Source organism: Streptomyces sp. ISL-66 (assembly GCF_018614135.1).
GTDB lineage: Bacteria > Actinomycetota > Actinomycetes > Streptomycetales > Streptomycetaceae > Streptomyces.
The window spans coordinates 46984-67131 of record NZ_JAGGOW010000067.1; the positions used below are offsets into that span (position 1 = coordinate 46984).

Sequence of the window (20148 nt, forward strand, 5' to 3'; positions counted from 1 at the left end):
CGCAGAAGGTCAGGCGGGGCGGCCTCCGAAGGGGGCGCCGGTGCCGTAGTACGTGCCCAGCTCCTCGTGGTAACCCGCGTCGCCGAGGTGCTTGTCCCGGTGGAACTCGGGAGCGCTCTTGATCTGCTCCTTGGTCCGGTCCACGTAGACCTTCCTGTCCTGCGGGTCGACCCGCAGGACCGTGCTCGCCGGCAGCAGGACCTCCTTGCCGAAGATCCAGACGCCGGTGTCCACGACCAGGTAGGCGTCACCGACCTCGTCGGAGTGCTTGTCCACCTTGCCGATGTCACCGTCGACCGCCTCGACCTTGAAACCGGTCAGATCGGTCCCGGCCAGATGGCCCGAGGTGGACTTGTAACTCCACACATGCTCAGTCACGCGAAAACAACTCCTCCGGTAAGCGGAGGACGACAAGGGATCCCCCTGCCGCCCCTCCATTTCCGATGTCGTGCAGCGGACAGCGTCGCGTTCCGCTCGGTCTTCCGCGTGCCCCTGTCCCGGCACCCCATGCCTGCGTCACCAAAAAAGAATTTTCGGCGCGGCGGTCGCGGGTGCGTGGCACCGGTCGGTACCGAGGCCAGCGTTCGGGGGGTTGAGGAACGGGTCCAGCCGCCGAAGCCGCAGGGGTGTGCTCGGGCTGCCCGTTGCACGATCGGGTAGGTAAGGCGGGTCCCGACACGGTTTCACAAGGGAATGGTGAGCGGTTCCTGGTGTTCCCGCTGCCGCTTGACGCGCTCCCGACGCTCGACCCCGTCCGGCACCGCGGCGTCGTGGAACACCTCTCGGAGGTCTGCTTCGTGGTCGCGCTGATGGGCGCGGGTCTTGCCATCAACCGCCCGTCGGGCCTGCGCACCTGGTCGACGACGTGGCGACTGCTGGGCTGGGCAAGGTCGAAAGGCTCCTGACCGCCGTCACCCTCTTCCTCGTCGGCGGCTTCATCGCCGACGGCGGCCTCGCCGCACTGTCCTGGCGCGGAGGGGTTCTCGGGCTCGTGCTCTTCCTGCTGATCCGCCCGGCCGTCGCCTGGGCCGTCCAGATCGGCGGCAAGGCCGCCGGCAAAGAGCGAGCAGCCATCGCGTTCTTCGGCATCCGGGGCGTCGGTTCGTTCTTCTACCTCGCGTACGCCCTGGGCGAGGCGGAATTCGCCGCCCCCGCTTGTGAGTTGTGGGCGACGGTGACCTTCGCCGTCCTGCTGTCGGTACTCCTGCACGGTGTCGCGGCCACACCCGTCACTGCTCGGCTCGACCGCTACGCCCCGGACGGACCGGCCCGGAAGGACAAGGCGTCGATGAACAGGTCCCCGCGTGATGTCCCGGATTCCGGCTGCACGGCCTTCGCAGGGTTCCTCGTCCTCGGGCAGGACAGCCGACGGTGGTTCAGGGGGTAGCGGGGAGCGGGATGAACGCCGTGATCGTCTTGCCGCCGCCATGGGGTCGGATCTCCGTACGGTCGGCGATCCGATTGACCAGCAGCCAGCCGAACCCTCCCGGTACGTCAAGGGGTGTTCCCGGCGTGCGGGGCGACGCCGGGGACCTGTCCGACACTTCGACCACCACACAGTCCGCGAGAGGCCGGACGCGGAAGTCGCTGGCGCCGCCGGCGTGGCGGTCGGCGTTGGAGACGAGCTCGGAGACGACCAGCAGGACGTCGTTCACCAGGCGCTCCCCCAGGCCGCTCACCGCCAGGACGTCGCGGGCGATCAACCGGGCGTCCTCGCACTTCAGACCGGCCGTGCGGCGTGGCGTATCCGGCACCTCCTCTTCCCTCATGACTCGCTTCTTCCCCTTCTCGTTCACTCAACCCGCCGAGGGCGCCCGGCGCAGACCGCGCACGGAGCCGGGTCTGCCGCCCCTCGTCGGAGCGGCGCCCCGGGAACGGGGTGTTCATCCGCCCGTGCTCCACCCCAGCCGGTGATCCGGACCGTGAAGGAACGCGCATACCGGCCCGAGACGCGGGCATCCGCGCACTGCTCAGCCGATGTGATCGCGAAGACAAGGAGTGTCCGTGCTGCCCTTCAACGTGACCGAGAACGGTGTGCTGATCATTCGGTTGCGAGCCGACCTGGACATCGCCGGCCGGGCCGCGGCCGCCTGGGCGATCGACGGATACCTCGCCGCCCACCGCTCCGCACCCGTCATGCTGGAACTCTCGGACGCGCCGCTGAGCAACGCCGCGGTGAGCACCGTCGTACGGACCCGGCGCATGTGCCGCTCCGCGGGCGCGCCGCTGGCCGTCGTCGCGGCGACCGCCGAAACGCGCCGGGCGCTGGAGGCGCAGACGATGGCCGAGGGTCTGACCGTCCGTCCCACCCGCCGCCTGGCCGCCGCCGCGCTCTCGGCTGCCTCGGCGCCGGTCGCCGCGGCAGCGTAATACCGGGCGTCCGCGCCGCAGTGGCCCAGTCCGCCCCCGGGGGCGGACTGGGCCACTGCACGATTCGGCTACTGGGGCGCGCGGCCCACCAACAAAAGCCGGCAGTCACAGGTGTGAGCAGCGGACTCCGCAGCTCTCACCGGCAGGCCCCTCCCCCTCGTCTGCGAGGTTCACTGGCAGGCGGGTACGGAGTCGTCGAGAACGCCCGTGCCGGGCAGGCAACCGATCCGTCAGATGGCCGCCACCTACCCTGCTGATCACGGTTGAACCCCGCCGTCGGACGGCCACCGCCTGCCACCCGGGTTACGGCCCCGAGCCGCTGCGCAGGATGGTGCGCGGCTACCACGCGAGTTCCGCACGGACGGTTTTGCCGTCGTCGTGGCGGATGACCTGCACATCGCAGGCAAGGCGCTGGACGATGGGCCATCCGCGACCGCCGTACAGGTCCGGGGTGCGGGCGGCAGGAATTGCGTGGTCCGTGTCCCGCACGGTGATCTCGATCCGGTCCCGAAGCAGGGCCAGGCCGAAGATCAGGGGCCCGGGGGCATGGCGAACGGCGTTCGTCACCAGTTCGGAGACGACCAGCAGGACGTCGTCGTGAAAGGTGGGATGGGCGGCCGGGGCCTGATCGTCCAGAAACGCGGCGGCGGCATCTCGCGCTGCGGCGATGCAGCCCGAAGCGCCGTCGAAGTTCATGCACACCTGCTTCGGGCGGGTGTCGTGCTCCGTGACCCGCGGGAGTTCCATCGCGACTCCCCTCTCCCCTACGCGGTGTGCCTCACCGATCAGGTGATGCCCGCTGCCGTTGACCCATTGCGCCAACCGCGACGAGCCCGCGGCCCGTCGCACTGCCGGACCTTTAGTCGCGTGAGCTCCCGGGGACAGGATACATATCCCGTTCGCGCCGTTCAGGCCTACGCATCGTTCTGCCCTCACCGGGGGGTGCCCCGCTCAGGCCCGCCCAAGTAGCCCTCTCCCGTGCACCGTTGCGCTGCTCGACTGGTGCGGACCACTGGCCCTTTCGAGTCTTTGCGGTGATTCCTCCCTCCCTGATGCCACACGTCGCTTTGATTGGGTACTGCTTCTAGTGCAGATTCACTACCCTCTAGTGGTGTCCGTTGCCCAGAACAGGCTTGCCGTACGAGGAGGTCGACCGTGACGGGTCCCGTGTTCGCGGTCACCACGGTGCTTGATGCCGATGTATGTGCCCTGCAATTGAGCGGTGCGTTGGATCTGGACGGCACTGGCCAGTTGCGTGCCGCTCTCGCCGACTGCTTCGCGCGGCGGCCGGGCCGTATCGTGCTCGACCTGAAGAGCCTGCTCTTTTGCGACTGCGCGGGACTGAACGGGCTGCTGGAGGCCCGGATGAGGGCCGGTAGAGTCGGCAGCGAGCTGTGCGTGGTGGGCGCCCGCACGCAAGTGGCTCGCCTGTTCTTTCTGGCGGGTGTCGACAAGTGGTTCGCAGACACCGTGCCGCGTCTACCTCCGAGGACCATGTGATGTCATCGAGTCCCCACAGCGCGCTGGGCACCGTGCCACGCACCGCCAGTGGCCGTATCAGCATTCTGCTGGTCGAGGACCATGACATGGTGGCCGAGGCGATCCGGCTCGCGATGGACCGCACCGACGATCTGGAGGTGGTCGGCCGGAGCCTGTCGGTCCAGGACGCGCTGACCGATGCCGCGCGACTGCGCCCTGCCGTGGTGGTGCTGGACCGGCGTCTGCCCGACGGTGACGGGATCGACGCCATCGGTCCGCTCAAGGCCGCGGCCCCCGGCACCCGGGTGCTGGTGCTGACGGGGGAGGCGAGCCCGGCCGTGGCCGCCCGCGTCGCCGAAGCCGGCGCCTCGGGGCTCATCCTCAAGATCGGCAATCTGCGGGAGCTGCAAGACGGTGTGCGCCGGGTGGCCGCAGGCGAGGTTGCCTTCAGCGAGGGTCTGCTCGGCGGGGTGCTGGATCGACTGACCGGCCGGACCGCCGATGTGGGCGCGAGGCTCACCCCGCGCGAGCGGGAGACCCTCAGTCTGTTGGGCGAGGGGCTGGGCGCCGCGGAGATCAGCCGGCGGCTCGGCGTAGCGCTCAACACCGCCAGGAACCACGTACAGCGCGTCCTGGAGAAGCTCGGTGCCCGCTCCCAGTTGGAAGCGGTCGCCGTGGCCCGTCGCGAGGGCCTGCTGCGATGAGTGGAACGAGCTCCGCCGAAGACGGCGGCCCCCTGGCCCCGACGGAGACCGCGTTCACGCTGCTGGTCACCAGCGTCCTGGACTACGGCATCTTCATGCTCGATCCCCAGGGACACGTGTCCACCTGGAACGCGGGTGCCGAACGCATCAAGGGCTACAGCGCCACGGACATCATCGGCAAGCACTTCTCCGTCTTCTACCCGCCCGAGGACATCGCCGCCCGCAAACCCCACTGGGAGCTGGAAGCAGCCATCCAGGAAGGCCGGCTCGAGGACGAAGGCTGGCGTATCCGCAAGAACGGGTCCCGCTTCTGGGCAAACGTGGTGATCACCCCTCTGTTCGACGCCACCGGCGAACTGCGCGGCTTCGGCAAGGTCACCCGCGACATGACCGAGCGCCGTGCCGCGGAGCAGGCACTCACCGAACGCCGCCGCCTCTTCGCCCACCTGGTACAAGCACAAGAGCTGGAACGCCGCCGCATCGCCTGGGACGTGCACGACGACTCCATCCAGGCCATGGTCGCGGTCGGCATGCGGCTGCAACTCCTCGCCGAACGAGCCGGGGAGCCGCACGCCCGCGACCTCTCCGAACTCGACGCGTCGGTACGTGAGGCGGTGGACCGCCTGCGCAACCTCACCTTCCGGCTCCAGCCGCCGGGCATCGACCGGCACGGGCTGATCGAGTCCTTGTCGCAGCACCTCAACGACGTCGTGGTCGGCAGCTGGGGCCTGCAGTCGTCCATCGAGCACACTCTGGCGAACGAGCCGGCCCCCGAAACCGCGATCACCATCTTCCGTATCGTGCAGGAGGCGCTGCTCAACGTACGCAAGCACGCCGGAGCGCGCACGGTGCGCGTCAGCGTCACCACCGAGGATCAAGGCCTGCTCGTGCGGGTCGTCGACGACGGCACCGGGCAGGCCGCGATCACCCATCGCCTGTACGAACACTTCGGGCTGATCGAGATGCGCGAGCGGGCCGAGACCGCCGGCGGATGGTGGACCTTGCGCAGCGAGCCGGGCACCGGCACCACCGTGGAGTTCTGGGTGCCCGACCTGCCCACCGCCGCGCTGGACGAACCGCTGCCCGGAGCTCTCGCCAAGAGCTTCGACTCCCACACCGCCCCCCCAAGGCCCTCATGACTCAGCCCGCCACTCCCCCGCATCCCCTGCGGGTCTTGGTCTGCGACGACAACGACGTGCTGCGCGCGGCCCTGGCCGACGTCGTCCGCGCCCAGCACGACCTCACCCTGGTCGGCAGTGCCGCCGATGCCGACCAGGCGATCGCTCTCGCCCGCGCCCACCGCCCGCACGTCGTGGTACTCGACGTGCGTTTCCCCGGCGGCGGCCCGTACACCGCCCAGGAGATCGTCCGCAGCGTCCCCGGCGTACGCGTCGTGGCGTTCTCCGCGTACGGCGACCAAGGGTCGCGCAATGCGATGGCTGCCGCCGGCGTCGCCGGATATCTCGTCAAGGGCATCACCAACGCCCGGCTGCTGGACGAGATCCGAACCCTGGGAGACCAGGCCCTCGCCTCCCCCTCCTTCGCGGCCGAAGAGACGTCCGGCGGGCAACACGGCGCCACGAACGCGCACGGTCTCGCGTCTGAGCCGCGGTAGCGCGGGTACACGGGACAACTACGCCCCGCCCCCTCGACTGGAGGGCAAGGACCCGCGTACGCCCCCGTCGCACGAGGAGATGCCTTCATGAGCACTACCCCGGTCCTGGCCACTCCGTGCCGGACGGTGCGCGCAGCCGCCCGTACAGCCGTCGGTCTCCCGCCTTCGGCGCTCGACGCGATGCTGGATGCCGCCTACGAGACGCACCGCCGTTTCCGGCACGGCGCGTTCGCCGAGCCTTGCCCGACCTGCCACGTCTCGGCGGGTGAGCTCTGCCTGGCGCGACGCAGTGTGCACGCCGCCCGCCGGCTGGCGCACCGCGCCCGGGAGACACGGAGCGAGCTGGACTCGGCTCCGCTGACACCACGGTGACCCGCTCTGCTGGGAAAGAGCGTCGACGGAGGGCACAACAGCGGGCGGAGACCACAGTTTGTCGCCGTCCGACCCGCCCAGACGTCCGACGGTCCCGCGGTAATCCCAACAACTCTCCGTTATGCGAAAATCAACTTCTCCCGTCAAGGGAGGCGGAAGGGAAAGAAATCCATACCGCAGCCCCCACCGCAGCCCCCACCGCAGTCCCTACCGCACTCTTTTCCCTGCATTCACGGCGAACTTCGCGTTCCGACCCATTCCTCGCTTGCCCTGTGCCGTGTATCGCACCCCCCGATATCCGAGGTCACCTGTCAGCGCGAGAACAGAACTCCGCACCTGGCGACATGGCGGTGGCCTGTCACCCCCAGATCGGGGGGTGACAGGCCACCGCCATACCACAGCTGAACTGCGACTCTGCGAATCAGCTACCAGCGATACCACCGTCCGCTACTGCCCTTCGGGCGGGCGACAAAACCGATCAGCCAGAGCACGAGGACCGCGATAGCGACCCACCAGAGAATTTTGACCGCGAAACCCGCACCGGCGAGAATCAGGACAAGCAGAAGAACAAGAAGCAGGGGAACCATAGTTATCAACCTCCGAGGCATCACCTGCCCGAGAACGCCCCGGCCATGCACACCACAATTGACTGTTCTTTATCGGCGCGAGCGGGAATCCGCCGCCGGACAACCTGTGCGGCTCCCGTTTAGCCGACACGGCTGGGGTAGGAGGGCCGCATGTTCAAGCACCGACGTGTTCGTACGATTGCTGCGCTTGCCCTCAGCTGGGCGGCCTTGACATACGTCGAGCGGGTGAGCGAGGACGCATCCTGGCGTATGGCCCTGCTCAGCGGGCTGGTGTGGGGGGCCGTGATAGCCGGCGCCTGGTGGTTCGCCGAATGGACTCAGATGGGCCGGCGCACCAGGGGCGGCCTCGCGGATCCGGCTGCCACCCGTGAGGACGCGAGCGAGACGACGCGGAGCACCCCGTGACGGGCCGGCGTCGCAGCGTCCCGCGGTTCCCCGTCGGCTTGCCCCTTCGGCCGCCCCCGCTCGGCCCCCACTTCCTCACGGAAGCCCTTGCCGTCGTTGCGCGCGGCGTGCGGCGCAGCCGTGCCGCAGGCACCGGAGCCGTCTGCGTGTCCGCCTCCGGGTACCGGTCGCACCCCGGCCGGCAGGGCGGGTCCGCCGGCGGCGCCTCGGCCCGGCACCGGAGCCGGAGCACCTTCCCGGGCGTCACCGACCCTCACGAGCGCGCCCAGGAAGTCATCGACTCCTGTACCACCGGGCCCGGCGAACTGGCCTCGTTCCTCGACATGCTGGGCCTCCAGCCGCCCGGGCAGCCGGACGGGAACCGAGCCCGTTCCGAAGGCGACCGGGGCTACCCCGGGCCGCGGTAACGGGCAGGGGACGGCGAGGAACGGAGTCGATCACCGACCCTTGTTCTTCTTGCCCTTCGCCTTCCCCGGGGTGTCCTTCGTCTTCGCCGCACCCGGCACGTTCGCCGGAAGGCGCTCGCCGCCCGGCTGCGGCTCACGCGTGGACGCCTGGAGCCCCGGTGCGGCGGATGGTGTCGCGAGGGGCAGCGGTGCGGGCGACACCGGCCGGGGACCTGCCGGCGCGGTGTTGTCCGAAGCCGCCGGCTGCTCCTGGACCGGCACGGGGGCCGGCGTCCCGTTCTCCCCTGCGGGGATGCGGCCCATCACCAGCGTGCAGGCTCCCGCGACACCGACCGCCACGAGGCCCAAGCGAGCCCCGCGCCGACGACGCGCAGCCCTGCGATGCGCCGGTCCGGGCGTTCGTGCGGGTTCGGCGCGACGACCCTCCGCTGCGAGCGGCCGCCATGGCGAGCGGTGCGTAGAGGTGTCCGTGGCCGGCGCGCTCCGTTCGGTCCGGGATCGCGGGGCGTGCGCGATGTCCTCCAGGCGCTGGTGGACGGCGGCGGCATCGGGACGTACCGCGGGATCCCGGGCGGTCATGGCCTTCAGCAGGCGGGCGAGGTCGTCCGGCAGCCCCTCGGGAATCCCCGGCGCGTGCAGGAGGCGGTCGGTGCCGATCTCCACGGGCGTTCCCCCGTACTCCCGGTGGCCCGTGAGCGCTTCGAGGAGCGTCAACCCCAGGGCGTAGATGTCGCTGGCCTTACTCGCGCCGTGGCCGAGGAGCTGCTCGGGGGCCATGTAGGCGACGGTGCCGACCAGCGTGTCGGGTGCGCTGATGGAATGCTCGTGCACGGTCCTGGACAGCCCGAAGTCGGCGAGGTGCGGGGAGCCGTCCTCGCCGAGCAGGACGTTGGAGGGTTTCACGTCATGGTGGATGAGGCCGTGATCGTGGACGTGGTCGAGGGCTGACGAGATGTCGGCGCCGATCCGTGCGACCCGGACGGGGCTGAGCGGGCCGTCGTCCACTCGGGCGCGCAGGGTGGCGCCACGGATCAACTCCGTGACCATGAATGCGCCCTGTCCGTGGCGGCCGGCATCGTAGACGGTGACCAGAGCAGGATGGGAAAGGCGGGCCAGCACACGTGCTTCGTCACAGAAGCGGTCGGCAGTGACCGTGTCCGTGCCCGCGCGGAACACCTTGACGGCCACCTCACGACCCAGGACCTGGTCCGTGCCGCGAAAGACATCTGCCGTCCCGCCGGAGCCGATGGGGCCTTCGAGCCGATATCGGCCACCGATCAGAGCGTCGCGTTCGGGCAGTGCTCCGTACGTGGGGACGGGCCGGGCCGGCATGGGGTCCTCCTCCGCTCGCGGGCAGTGCCGCGCACCTACCCGTTGCGGGTCGCCCTACGCACCTGCTCCCGCCGGCCCCGGGGACCGCCCCGACCAGCAGGCGGACGGACCGGACCTCCTGGACACCGGGCCGATCGCCGAGCACCCCGCGCCGCCGTGGCAGGTCAGCGCACCTGGACTCCGATGAGGCACGTGTCGTCGTCGGTGTCCGAGGCGCTGTAGGTCAGCAGGTTGTCGAGCCGCTTTTCGAGGGAGCCCTCGGGGTGTGAGGCCACGTCGAGAAGCTGCGCGAGAGCATCCGTTACGGAGATGTCCCGGCGTTCGACGAGCCCGTCGGTGTACATGAGGAGGATGTCCTCGCGTTGCAGCTGTACCTCCTCCTCCGTGAAGGTCACCTCGGGCAGTGCTCCGAGGAGGAGTCCGCCCGCGGTGAGGGGGAAGGCGTGGGCATCGGTCCCCCGGACCAGGAGGGGGGCAGGTGGCCGGCTCGGGCCCACGTCAGCCGACGGGTCTGCGGGTCGTAGATCGCGCATACGGCGGTTGCGGTGAGGTTGCTGGTGAGGTGGTAGGCGACGCTGTTGAGCCAGGACAGCAGTTGGGCGGGCCCGGCGCCGGTGACGGCGAGGCCGCGCAGGGCGTTGCGCAGGATCACCATGCCGGTGGCCGCCTGAATGCCGTGCCCGGCGATGTCTCCGACGCTGATGAGGATCTTGTTGTTGGGCAGGACGACGGAGTCGTACCAGTCGCCGCCGACGAGGGACTCGGATTCGGCGGGTCGGTAGCGTACGGCGATGCGGATGCCGGGGACTTCCAGCGCGTCCGGAGCCGGAGGCATGATGGCCTGCTGGAGCTGCAGCGCGAGCTGGGAGCGGTCCGCGGATTCGGCTTCGCTGTCGGCGAGTTGGTCGCGCGTGGCGGCCAGGGCGACCTCGGTCCAGTGCTGCGCGGAGATGTCCTGGCAGGCGCCTCGAACGGAGTACAGACGACCATGGTCGTCCAGGACGGGTTCCGCCACCATCCGGATGTGCCGGGTGATGCCGTCGGGGCGCTTGAGTCGGAAATCCACTGAAGATTCGCGGAGCCGGTACAGGAGAGTCCGCAGGAACCGGCCGAGGGAATTGACGTCGTGGGGATGCGCGTGTGCGGCGATCTCTTCGAGCGGGACCGGGGAGGCCGTCACGGGCAGGCCGAAGAGGGTGAAGAGCTGGTCGTTCCAGCTCGTCTCGCCGGTGGCGACGTTCTGTTCGAAGCCGCCGACCCGGCCCAGGCGCTGTGCGTGCTGCAGGAGGCTGGCGAGACGCGCGGTTTCGTCTTCGATTCTCCAGATGAGGAGGAGGGCCGTGCCGTGCCGGCTGATGCTGACGTCGGCGACGGAGGTGAGGGGGACTTCGTCGACGTAAGCCGTCAGGGTGGTCCGTGGTGCCTGAAGGGGCTCACCGGTGGCGTAGACGCGTTCCAGCTTGGAGAAGAGTCCGTTGTCCTGCGCGGCTGCCGGGTAGGCCTCCAGGAAGTGCGTGCCGGTGACCATCGAGCGTGGCCGTCCCGCAGGGTCGACGAAGCGCTGGTTGGTGTGATGGATGCGGAAGTCGCTCAGCCTGCCGGTCGAGTCCAGGCTCGGGATCAGGATGAGTACGGGGTCGTGCAGGTGGTCTGCCAGGTCGGTCAGTTCCGGTACCCCTGCCAGGCGCGGTGTGCGCGAGGCCGAGGCGGGGGTCTGTTCCTCCAGGGTGTGGGAGCACAATTCGGCCAGGGTTTCCAACTGCCGCAGCAGATGGGGCGGCTGAGCGGGCAGAGGGTCCGGCCAGGACACCTCCAGCACGCCGAGGATGCGTCCTCCGGTGCCCGCCGGGACCATGATCCGCCCGCCGTCCGGGTGCTGACGCCGTCCGATGGTGGGGATGTCAGAGCTGGAGAGGCAGTCCACGATGGTGAGTTCCCGGCTGTTCAGCGCCAGTCGCGCACAAGTGGCCACCTCGGGCGGGACGTAGCGCCAGCGGCCGGCGTCCTCGGGGGTGAAGCCGTCCTGTCCTACCAAGGTGATGGAGGAGTCCGCTGCGACGGCCCAGATCGCGACTCCGTTGGCGCCCAACGCCGACAGGGCGTTTTCCAGCAGGGCGGTGGCCACGGCTTGGGAGTCGGTGGCTGCCAGCATGCCGCTCTCCGCCGTCCTGAGCCGCATGGCCGCGGAGGGGTCCCGGGGAGCCGCGGGTTCGGCGTCGGCGGTGTCGAGGAACTGTCGTGCGGTCTCGCTGACGTGGTCCCGGGCGGCCTGATTGATGATGTCGACCGACAGCGCGAGGATGGTCGTGTTCGACTGCTCGGCGAGCTTGGTGATGTGGCGGGAGGCTTCGCCGGGCCCGCAGCCGAGGCGCTCCACGAGGATGCCTTTGGCCATTTCGATCAGTGCCCGCCCGTCGGAGGCTTCCTGGGCTTCCAGTGCCTCTTGGCGCAGTCGCTCCACCGTTGCGGCCAGGCGGCCCACCTGGCTGGACTGCGGGACGCTCGGCGCGCTGGTGTGCGGGGGTGTCCCGAGGTCCGCCGTTCGGGGAGCGGCAGGAACCGCCGGGGCGCTGATGGCCGGGGCGGGTCGGTCCTGCGGGGGGTCGACGGGGTTCACTGGTCGCCGCCTTCTTCTGCGGTGGGGTGGGGGGCAGCAGGGTCAGACACGGGGAGTCTTCGAGGTGTCCTGCGGCAAGAGCCAGCGCCGGAGCCGGTCGAGGAGGTCGTTGGCGTCGACGGGCTTGGTGACGTAGTCGCTCGACCCCGACGCGAGGCTCTTCTCCCGGTCGCCGGGCATGGCCTTCGCGGTGACCGAGATGATCGGCAGGTCGGCGTACTGGGGCATGCGCCGGATCTCCGCGGTGGCGGCGTATCCGTCGAGCTCGGGCATCATGACGTCCATCAGGATCAGGTCGATGCCGGGGGTGCTGGTGAGCGTTTCGATCCCCTTGCGACCGTTCTCGGCGTGGAGCACCCGGATGCCGTGCAGTTCGAGGATGCCGCTGATGGCGTACAGGTTGCGGGGGTCGTCATCGACCACCAGGACGGAGCGGTCCGCGAGGCTGGCGTCGGCGAAGGCGTTGTCCGGTTCCGGGAGGCTGCTCTGGGGCCGCGCGGCCGGCAGGACATCGCCCAAATGTTCGACCGAGAGGTGCAGCGTGATCCGTTCGCGCAGTTCGTCCAGGCTGGTGAACACTTCGAACGGCCGGCCCGCGGCCCGTGCGGCGATCTCCTGCTTCTGCGCCCGGGGCATGCGCCGGTTGTCGTGGGCGAGGACCGGCAGGGACGACAGGGCCGTGTCTCCTGCGAGGGCTTGGAGGAAGCGCTCGGCCTGGCCGTTGGCATCCAGTTCGAGGACTACGCAGTGGAACGGCGACTGGGCGAGCAGGGTGGCCGCGTCCCGTGCGGTGACGGCGGTCAGGACCTCGACCTTCACGACCGACGGGATGGAGGGACTGCCGACGAGGTCGGTGGCGGCACTTTCCGCGACGAGGCTCAGGAGGCCGTGGCTGCGCTCCTCGATCACGAGGAGCTTTCGCGGGTGGTCGTCCTTCTCTCCGGTCTCCTCGCTGCCGTCGGCCTGGGCGGCGTGGTGCGGCGCTTCTTCCTGCTCGAGGGCGGGGGCTTCCCCGGTCATCGGTTCGATGGACTCGGTGCGTGCGACGGGCAGGTACAGCGTGAAGGTCGAACCCTGACCGGGCGCGCTGTGGGCGGTGACGACGCCGCCGAGGAGCCGGGCGATCTCCCTGGTGATGGAGAGGCCGAGTCCGGTACCGCCGTACCTGCGGCTGGTCGTGCCGTCGGCCTGCTGGAACGCGGCGAAGATTGCCTCCAGCTGCTCTTCGGGGATGCCGATTCCGGTGTCGATGACCCTGAAGGCCACGACCGATCCCGACTGAGCCAGCTCCGCGGGAAGCTCGGCGGTGTCGGCGGGTTCGATCTCGATCCGCACCCGGCCCTGTTCGGTGAACTTCACGGCGTTGGAGAGCAGGTTGCGCAGGATCTGCTGCAGCCGGGCGTCGTCCGTGAGCAGGTCCGCCGGCGCCCCGGCCGCCGTCGTCACCTCGAAGTTGAGGCCCTTCTGGGAGGTCAGGGGCCGGAAGGTGGCTTCGACGTAGTCGAGGAGCTGCTTGAGCGAGACCCGTTCCAGGTTGATGTCCATCTTTCCCGCTTCGACCTTCGACAGGTCGAGGATGTCGTTGATCAGCTGGAGCAGGTCCGAACCGGCCGAGTGGATGATGCCCGCGTACTCGACCTGCTTGGGGGTGAGGTTGCGGCTGGAGTTCTGCGAGAGGAGCTGGGCGAGGATGAGGAGGCTGTTGAGCGGCGTGCGCAGTTCGTGGCTCATGTTGGCCAGGAACTCCGACTTGTACTTCGAGGCGCGGGAGAGCTGCTGGGCGCGGTCCTCCAGTTCCTGCCGGGCCTGCTCGATCTCCAGGTTCTTCGTCTCGATGTCGCGGTTCTGGATGGCGAGGAGGGCTGCCTTCTCCTCCAGTTCGGCGTTGGAGCGCTGGAGTTCGTCCTGCTGGACCTGCAACTGTCCTGAACGTGCCTGCAGTTCGACGGTGAGGCGCTGGGACTCGCCGAGGAGTTCGTCGGTGCGGGCGTTGGCCACGATGGTGCTCACGTTGACGCCGACCGTTTCCATCAGGCGGCCGAGGAAGTCCCGGTGGACGGAGGTGAACGTGGTGAAGGACGCGAGTTCGATGACGCCCAGGACCTGGTCCTCCACGAGGATGGGAAGGACGATCAGGCTGGCGGGGGTGGCGCTGCCGAGTCCTGATGAGATCAGGTAGCCCGGGGGGACGTGCTCGGTGGAGAGGATGCGGCGGGAGCGGGCCGCTTGCCCCACGAGGGTCTCGCCATGGCGTACCCGGGTGGCGGCGGGGCTGTCCGACGGCCGGCCGAAGGATCCGATGAGCGTCAGCCACGTTTCGCCGTCGTGGTCCTCGGCGAGGTAGAAGGCGCCGTAGCTCGCGTCCACCAGCGGCGTCAGCTCGTCCATCACCAGCTCGGCGACGACGGCCAGGTCCCGGTGGCCCTGCATCAGCCCCGAGATGTGCGCCAGGTTCGACTTGAGCCAGTCCTGCTCCTGGTTCGCCCGGGTGGTCTCGCGGAGCGAGCCGACCATGGAGTTGATGTTGTCCTTGAGTTCGGCGACCTCACCCGACGCGTCGACCGTGATCGAGCGGGTCAGGTCACCCTCGGCCACCGCGCTGGCCACCTCGGCGATGGCCCGGACCTGGCGGGTCAGGTTCCCGGCCAGCTCATTGACGTTCTCCGTCAGCCGCTTCCACGTACCCGACACCCCCTCGACCTCGGCCTGACCGCCGAGCCGGCCCTCACTGCCCACCTCACGCGCCACACGCGTCACCTCCGCGGCGAAGGCGGACAGCTGGTCGACCATCGTGTTGATCGTCGTCTTCAGCTCCAGGATCTCCCCCCGGGCATCCACATCGATCTTCTTGGACAGATCTCCGTTGGCGACGGCCGTCGTCACCAGGGCGATGTTGCGGACCTGACCGGTCAGGTTGTTCGCCATCGAATTGACGTTGTCGGTCAGGTCCTTCCAGGTGCCCGCCACGTTCGGGACCTGCGCCTGGCCGCCGAGCCGGCCCTCCGTACCCACCTCGCGGGCCACCCGCGTCACCTCGTCGGCGAACGCGGACAACGTGTCCACCATCGTGTTGATGACCCCGGCCAGCGCGGCGACCTCGCCCTTCGCCTCCACCATGATCTTCTGCGACAGGTCGCCACGGGCGACGGCGGTGGCCACCTGAGCGATGGAACGCACCTGACCGGTCAGGTTGTAGGCCATGACGTTGACGTTGTCGGTGAGGTCCTTCCAGGTGCCGGAAACCCCCCGGACCGTGGCCTGCCCGCCCAGGTTGCCCTCGGTCCCGACCTCGCGGGCCACCCTGGTCACCTCGTCGGCGAACGCGGACAGCTGGTCGACCATCGTGTTGATGGTCTCCTTCAGCTCCAGGATCTCCCCGCGGGCATCGACCCGGATCTTCTGCGAAAGATCACCCTGCGCCACCGCCGTGGTAACCTCGGCGATGGAGCGCACCTGCGCGGTCAGGTTGTCGGCCATGAAGTTCACCGAGTCGGTGAGGTCCCGCCACGTGCCGGAGACACCCTTGACATCCGCCTGGCCCCCGAGGCGGCCATCGGTGCCCACCTCCCGCGCGACGCGGGGTGACCTCGTCGGCGAACGCGGACAGCTGGTCGACCATCGTGTTGATCGTCGTCTTGAGTTCCAGGATCTCCCCGCGGGCATCGACCCGGATCTTCTGCGAAAGATCACCCTGCGCCACCGCCGTGGCGACTTCGGCGATCGAACGCACCTGCGCGGTCAGGTTCCCGGCCATGAAGTTCACCGAGTCGGTGAGGTCCCGCCACGTGCCGGAGACACCCTTGACGTCCGCCTGCCCGCCCAGTCGGCCATCGGTACCGACCTCGCGGGCCATCCTGGTGACCTCGTCGGCGAACGCGGACAGCTGGTCGACCATCGTGTTGATGGTGTTCTTGAGTTCGAGGATCTCGCCGCGGGCATCGACGGCGATCTTCTGCGACAGGTCGCCCCTGGCCACGGCCGTGGTCACCTGGGCGATGTTGCGGACCTGATCGGTGAGGTTGCCGGCCATGAAGTTCACCGAATCGGTGAGGTCGCGCCAGACACCGGCCACGCCGGGGACCTCGGCCTGGCCGCCGAGCCTGCCCTCGCTGCCCACCTCGCGCGCGACCCGGGTCACCTCGTCCGCGAAGGACGAGAGCTGGTCCACCATCGTGTTGACGGTGTCCTTCAGCTCGAGGATCTCGCCCCGGGCCGCCACATCGATCTTCTGCGACAGGTCGCCCCTGGCCACCGCGGTGGCGACCTGGGCGATGTCGCGCACCTGCGTGGTCAGGTTGCCGGCCATCGCGTTCACGGAGTCGGTGAGATCGGCCCAGGTCCCGGAGACGCCCGGCACCTCGGCCTGACCTCCCAGAGTGCCCTCGGTGCCCACTTCCCGGGCGACCCGGGTCACCTCTGAGGTGAACAGAGACAGTTGATCGACCATGCCGTTGAAGACGGTCGCGATCTCGCCGAGCAGCCCCTGGGACTCCTCCGGCAGGCGAGTACCGAAGTCCCCGTCGCGAACGGCTGTCAGCCCAACAGCTGCCGCAGTTCCGGTTCGCCCACCTCGCCCGCCGACTCGACGCCCGCACCGGACACCGTCGACTTGACCATCTTCGCCCCATTCCCTCTGGCAAGGCCCCGACGCCTCTCCGGTCCAAGTTCACCACAGCTCATTCGCCGCAAGGGCCGCACGGGTGAAGCTCCATGACGGCCGGGCCCCATGGCCACCAGCCCCGCCGCGCGGTCAACCAGACGAGTGAGCCCTAGCGCGGCCTCGGCCTCCGCTTCCCCTTCACAGAGACGCCGTTCAAAGGGGAACAGTCCCCGCCCGGCCTCCCCATGGCGTTTCTCATGGCGAGTTACACCCTCGTGCCACAGGGAATCCGAAGTCAGACGCCATGCCTGGACCCGGTACTGTTATTGGCGGCTTGGAACACCGCACACAGCCGGTGGGACGAGCCTTTTCCACGTGGGCTCGCGAGCCAGGGGCGGACGGTGAGGAAACGATGATCGCGCAGGACAGCAGGGAGCGGCCGGTCCACGGCCTCGGCCACGGGGATCACGTGTGTCTGGCGTTCGCCGACGATTCCGAACAGCGCCGGGTGGTCACCGCCTACATGTCCGACGGGCTGAAGCGCGGTGAGCGGGTGATGTATTTCACCGACCGGCACAAGCCCGCCGTGGTGCTGGACTGGCTTCGGTCGGCACATGTGGATCCGGACGCCGCGTTGTCCAGCGGCCAGCTACAGGTGGTCACTGCCTGCGACGGCTACCTGGTTTCGGGACGTTTCGACGCCACGGCGATGGTGGCAACCCTGCGGCAGGAGATGGCAAGCGCCGCGGCCTGCGGTTACAAGGGATTCCGGGTCAGCGGTGAGATGAGCTGGGCTCTGCGTGAGATCCCCGGCGCGGACGAGGTCGCCGCGTACGAGAGCATGGTCAATTCGCTCTTCGAGGGACAGCCCGCCTCGGCCGTCTGCCAGTACGATGCCCGCCTCTTTCCCCCCGCGCAGCTGCAGACCTACGACCACTGCCACCCGGGCACCGTGCAACTCTCCCCGCTCTACGAGGACAAACTGTTGCGGATCGTGCCGGCCTTCGAGGAAGGGGAACGCACGATGCGTGTGATCGGCACCGTGGACTACCGCACCACCGACGCTCTGACTGCGGTTTTGGACGCCACTCTCGACTGGGCCGGCGACGTGCGGGTGGACATGAGCAAGCTCGAGTTCATCGACCTGGCCGGCCTGCGCGCTCTGTCGCACACCGCCGAGAGATACGAGCCGGGCCGCCGCATGCGGGTGGTGGAACTCGCTCCGCTGCTGTGCCAGGTGATAAGCGTGGCCGGCTTCGACCAGCAGGATGCCCTGGTCGTGACCTCCCCGGGAGTCTCGGCATGAGCACCGTGATCGACATGACCGCCCCGCAGCCCGACCGGGCCCCCCGGTTGGTTCACCAAGGACTGGTCTACGGGTCCGACGAGGCGTTCCTGGCCGCGACCGTACCGTTCTGCCTGGACGGTCTCCAGCAGGACGAGGCGGTCCTCGCCGTCACCACGCCCGCCAACATCGACCTGCTGCGTCAGCAGCTCGGCAGCGCCGCCGGCGCGGTGCACTACATCGCGGCCGACGACTGGTACCAGACGCCCGGCAGCACCCTCGGCGCGTACTACCGCTACGTCGACGAACGCACCGCCACGGGGCGCCACCCTCAGGTACGCGTGATCGGCGAGCCCGTATGGCACGGCCGCGACGCGTTGGAAACCGACGAGTGGACCCGCTACGAGGCCGTCATCAACCTCGCCTTCGCCCACTGTCCGGCCTGGATCGTCTGCCCCTACGACACACGGACGGTTCCCGACCGGATCGTCGCCGACGCCCGCCGTACCCACCCGCAGCTGGTGACCGGCCCGGCTGCCGAAACCAGCGGTCACTACGCCCCTCCGGAGGGCACGGTCTGGCACCGGAACCTGTCACCGGTTCCCGCGCCCGGAAGCAACGCCACGATGCGCTTCGGCACCGACTTGCACCGCGTCCGCTCGTTCGTCGCCCGGCATTCCGCGCAGCTGGGGATGTCCCCACAGGGGGCGGAGCGTTTGATGTTCGCCGTCAACGAAGTGGCCGCCAACGCTGTGCAGCACGGCGGAGGGCACGGCGAAGTCTCGGTGTGGCGTACGGGGCACAAGGTCATCTGCGAGATCAGCGACCCCGGCCCCACCCGCTTCCCTGCCGATACCGGGTGGACGCTCGGCTATCTGCCACCGGACCCCAGCCGGCCCCGCGGACACGGCCTGTGGACCGTGCGCCAGTTGTGCGACCTGGTTGAGGTCCACACCGGCGGCCCGGCCACGGTCGTTCGCGTCCACCTGAGCCTTTCCTGAGCCTTTCCTCAGTCACCCGCGTCCGATCAGTCGCCGAAAGCCGGTCCCGCGCTCGGCCGGACACGGTGCGTCTTGACGGAATCGGAGACCCGTGGCCGGCATTGTCCCCCACATGGGCGATGCACCCCGGTACGGCCATGACGAGCTCGGCGCCCGCGCCTTCGAGGCCGCCCGCGCACGCCTCGCGGCTGACCGCGACGACACGCTCGATCGGCTGGGCGCTCTGGGGCGCGACTACGACGGGATCGTCGCGGCGAACGCCCTGGTCGCAGTCGACGACGAGCACGACCCCGAGGGGGCCAGCACCGCCTACGAGCGGGCCCACGTGGCCGCCCTGATGGCGCGGACGCACGAGCACGTGGACGAGCTGGACCGGGCGCTGGAACGGCTCGAACGGGGCGACTACGGGCTGTGCGAAGGCTGCGGCGCGACGATTCCGCCCGAGCGCCTGGAGATCCGGCCGGCCGCGACCACCTGTGTGCACTGTGCCCGGTCCGGCCCGCGCAGCCCCCCGCACCCCGCCTGACGTCGGAGGCCCTGCCACCGGGCTGCACGCGGCACATCTGGTTGCCTGGTGTGCCTGCTGCGGCCGGACGAGCCGGACGAGCCGGACGAGACCCTGCCCGGCGCGCGGGCTCCTCAGCGAGGCAGGAACTCCTCGAGGAGTCTGTCGAGGTCGAGGGACTCCTCACCGACGGCGATGACCGCGTAGGTCTCGTGCAGAAAGCCCCTCAGCGCGCCGGCATCCACGAAGACGACGGCGTCCTCCTGCCGATCGGTGCTCCGGGCGAGCAGATGGACGCGGAGTTCATCGCGGCCCGCGTCCTTCTCGGGACGGAATGCGACGTCGCCTTCGCCCACCGGACGGTGGAGCCCCTCGGCCAGCATCTGGCGGTCGAAGTGCCACCGTGCCAGGACGTTGGCTCCGTCCAGGAACTCGACCTGCACCGCGTACGGGTCGCCGCCGCGATACGAGAAGCGGGCAAGGACATACACGTGGCCCGTCGCCGCCTCCAGGCGCACGACGATCAGAGCAGACACGCAGGACATCGATAGGCCTCTCCAGGATGGGCTGCACAACTCCATCCCTCTGCCCCACTCCGCACCCACCACACTGGACCGATCGGGGGAATCGCGAGACCGCCGGGGTTGGAGCCTTCCAGCTGGAGATCCCGCCGCAAGGTCACGAGGCGACTGCTCCGTATGACGGCAGGACGGAAGAGGGTAATCCGCTGAAGGCAAGCGGAGTTCAGTGGGCATCTCGGCCAACGTTGTCCGTACGCCCCCCCCCCGTTATCTTTTTCGCGGTCCTGCAATGGGGCCGCTGGCCTCCGGGCCCGGTATGACTGTGTCCTCTGTCGAAGGCATGACCTG

General features: G+C 69.3%; 19 protein-coding genes and 2 pseudogenes. 13 read left to right on the forward strand and 8 right to left on the reverse strand.

The window, feature by feature from the left end; translation table 11 throughout:
• Nucleotides 1–9: 9 nt before the first annotated feature.
• The gene (locus J7E97_RS14130; protein ID WP_215026732.1) at nt 10–378 is read right to left on the reverse strand and encodes a PRC-barrel domain-containing protein; all 369 of its coding nucleotides are present in this window, start codon (nt 376–378) and stop codon (nt 10–12) included.
• A 392-nt stretch (nt 379–770) separates the two neighbouring features.
• Here J7E97_RS14130 and J7E97_RS36620 point away from each other — a divergent pair, with 392 nt between their 5' ends.
• Together J7E97_RS36620 and J7E97_RS14135 are read left to right on the forward strand one after the other, a co-directional pair.
• Nucleotides 771–905, forward strand: coding sequence for a hypothetical protein (locus J7E97_RS36620; protein WP_285428175.1), 135 nt, complete (start codon nt 771–773; stop codon nt 903–905).
• Nucleotides 866–1387, forward strand: a complete 522-nt coding sequence (locus tag J7E97_RS14135) for a cation:proton antiporter (RefSeq protein WP_215026734.1) — start codon at nt 866–868, stop codon at nt 1385–1387. The genes J7E97_RS36620 and J7E97_RS14135 overlap by 40 nt, the downstream gene beginning before the upstream one ends.
• Here J7E97_RS14135 and J7E97_RS14140 read toward each other — a convergent pair.
• Nucleotides 1377–1769, reverse strand: a complete 393-nt coding sequence (locus J7E97_RS14140; protein ID WP_215026738.1) for an ATP-binding protein — start codon at nt 1767–1769, stop codon at nt 1377–1379. The genes J7E97_RS14135 and J7E97_RS14140 overlap by 11 nt on opposite strands.
• 235 nt (nt 1770–2004) lie before the next feature.
• Here J7E97_RS14140 and J7E97_RS14145 point away from each other — a divergent pair, with 235 nt between their 5' ends.
• A complete protein-coding gene (locus J7E97_RS14145; protein ID WP_215026741.1) occupies nt 2005–2370 on the forward strand; it encodes an STAS domain-containing protein in 366 nt (121 codons plus the stop codon).
• Nucleotides 2371–2709: 339 nt separating this feature from the next.
• Here the strand turns inward: J7E97_RS14145 and J7E97_RS14150 are convergent, their stop codons facing one another.
• Nucleotides 2710–3066, reverse strand: a complete 357-nt coding sequence (locus tag J7E97_RS14150; RefSeq protein ID WP_251054475.1) for an ATP-binding protein — start codon at nt 3064–3066, stop codon at nt 2710–2712.
• A gap of 459 nt (nt 3067–3525) precedes the next feature.
• Here J7E97_RS14150 and J7E97_RS36625 point away from each other — a divergent pair, with 459 nt between their 5' ends.
• The 5 genes from J7E97_RS36625 (at nt 3526) to J7E97_RS14175 (ending at nt 6540) form a co-directional block, all read left to right on the forward strand.
• The gene (locus J7E97_RS36625; RefSeq protein WP_215026744.1) at nt 3526–3870 is read left to right on the forward strand and encodes an STAS domain-containing protein; all 345 of its coding nucleotides are present in this window, start codon (nt 3526–3528) and stop codon (nt 3868–3870) included.
• Complete coding sequence (locus tag J7E97_RS14160; protein WP_215026747.1) at nt 3870–4553, forward strand: response regulator transcription factor; 684 nt, start codon at nt 3870–3872, stop codon at nt 4551–4553. The genes J7E97_RS36625 and J7E97_RS14160 overlap by 1 nt, the downstream gene beginning before the upstream one ends.
• A complete protein-coding gene (locus J7E97_RS14165; protein ID WP_215026750.1) occupies nt 4550–5692 on the forward strand; it encodes a PAS domain S-box protein in 1143 nt (380 codons plus the stop codon). Before J7E97_RS14160 ends, J7E97_RS14165 begins: the two co-directional genes overlap by 4 nt.
• Entirely contained in the window at nt 5689–6168 is a 480-nt protein-coding gene (locus J7E97_RS14170) for a response regulator transcription factor (protein ID WP_215026752.1), read from the forward strand. The genes J7E97_RS14165 and J7E97_RS14170 overlap by 4 nt, the downstream gene beginning before the upstream one ends.
• Nucleotides 6169–6255: 87 nt before the next feature.
• On the forward strand, nt 6256–6540 hold the full coding sequence (locus tag J7E97_RS14175) for a hypothetical protein (RefSeq protein ID WP_215026755.1): 285 nt from the start codon (nt 6256–6258) through the stop codon (nt 6538–6540).
• A 425-nt stretch (nt 6541–6965) separates the two neighbouring features.
• Here J7E97_RS14175 and J7E97_RS35800 read toward each other — a convergent pair whose 3' ends face one another.
• Nucleotides 6966–7148, reverse strand: a complete 183-nt coding sequence (locus tag J7E97_RS35800) for a hydrophobic protein (RefSeq protein ID WP_251054493.1) — start codon at nt 7146–7148, stop codon at nt 6966–6968.
• Between the two features lie 204 nt (nt 7149–7352).
• Here J7E97_RS35800 and J7E97_RS14180 point away from each other — a divergent pair, with 204 nt between their 5' ends.
• Together J7E97_RS14180 and J7E97_RS14185 are read left to right on the forward strand one after the other, a co-directional pair.
• Complete coding sequence (locus J7E97_RS14180; protein WP_215026758.1) at nt 7353–7532, forward strand: hypothetical protein; 180 nt, start codon at nt 7353–7355, stop codon at nt 7530–7532.
• A gap of 146 nt (nt 7533–7678) precedes the next feature.
• On the forward strand, nt 7679–7939 hold the full coding sequence (locus J7E97_RS14185; RefSeq protein ID WP_215026761.1) for a hypothetical protein: 261 nt from the start codon (nt 7679–7681) through the stop codon (nt 7937–7939).
• A gap of 30 nt (nt 7940–7969) precedes the next feature.
• Here J7E97_RS14185 and J7E97_RS14190 read toward each other — a convergent pair whose 3' ends face one another.
• From J7E97_RS14190 to J7E97_RS14200, 3 genes and pseudogenes are all read right to left on the reverse strand, one after another.
• Entirely contained in the window at nt 7970–9271 is a 1302-nt protein-coding gene (locus J7E97_RS14190; RefSeq protein ID WP_215026764.1) for a serine/threonine-protein kinase, read from the reverse strand.
• 164 nt (nt 9272–9435) lie between these two features.
• Nucleotides 9436–11846, reverse strand: a pseudogene (locus J7E97_RS14195) (SpoIIE family protein phosphatase).
• A gap of 87 nt (nt 11847–11933) precedes the next feature.
• Nucleotides 11934–16505 (reverse strand): annotated as a pseudogene (locus J7E97_RS14200) (HAMP domain-containing protein); the annotation flags it as partial.
• Between the two features lie 395 nt (nt 16506–16900).
• Between J7E97_RS14200 and J7E97_RS14205 the strand changes: the two are divergent.
• The 3 genes from J7E97_RS14205 (at nt 16901) to J7E97_RS14215 (ending at nt 19300) form a co-directional block, all read left to right on the forward strand.
• The gene (locus tag J7E97_RS14205; RefSeq protein ID WP_215026767.1) at nt 16901–17794 is read left to right on the forward strand and encodes an MEDS domain-containing protein; all 894 of its coding nucleotides are present in this window, start codon (nt 16901–16903) and stop codon (nt 17792–17794) included.
• Nucleotides 17791–18774 carry a sensor histidine kinase gene (locus J7E97_RS14210; protein WP_215026770.1) on the forward strand — a complete coding sequence of 328 codons (984 nt, stop codon included), beginning with the start codon at nt 17791–17793 and terminating at the stop codon, nt 18772–18774. Before J7E97_RS14205 ends, J7E97_RS14210 begins: the two co-directional genes overlap by 4 nt.
• A 112-nt stretch (nt 18775–18886) precedes the next feature.
• Complete coding sequence (locus J7E97_RS14215) at nt 18887–19300, forward strand: TraR/DksA C4-type zinc finger protein (RefSeq protein ID WP_215026773.1); 414 nt, start codon at nt 18887–18889, stop codon at nt 19298–19300.
• 113 nt (nt 19301–19413) lie between these two features.
• Here the strand turns inward: J7E97_RS14215 and J7E97_RS14220 are convergent, their stop codons facing one another.
• Nucleotides 19414–19815 carry an SsgA family sporulation/cell division regulator gene (locus tag J7E97_RS14220; RefSeq protein WP_215026776.1) on the reverse strand — a complete coding sequence of 134 codons (402 nt, stop codon included), beginning with the start codon at nt 19813–19815 and terminating at the stop codon, nt 19414–19416.
• Nucleotides 19816–20148 lie beyond the last annotated feature (333 nt).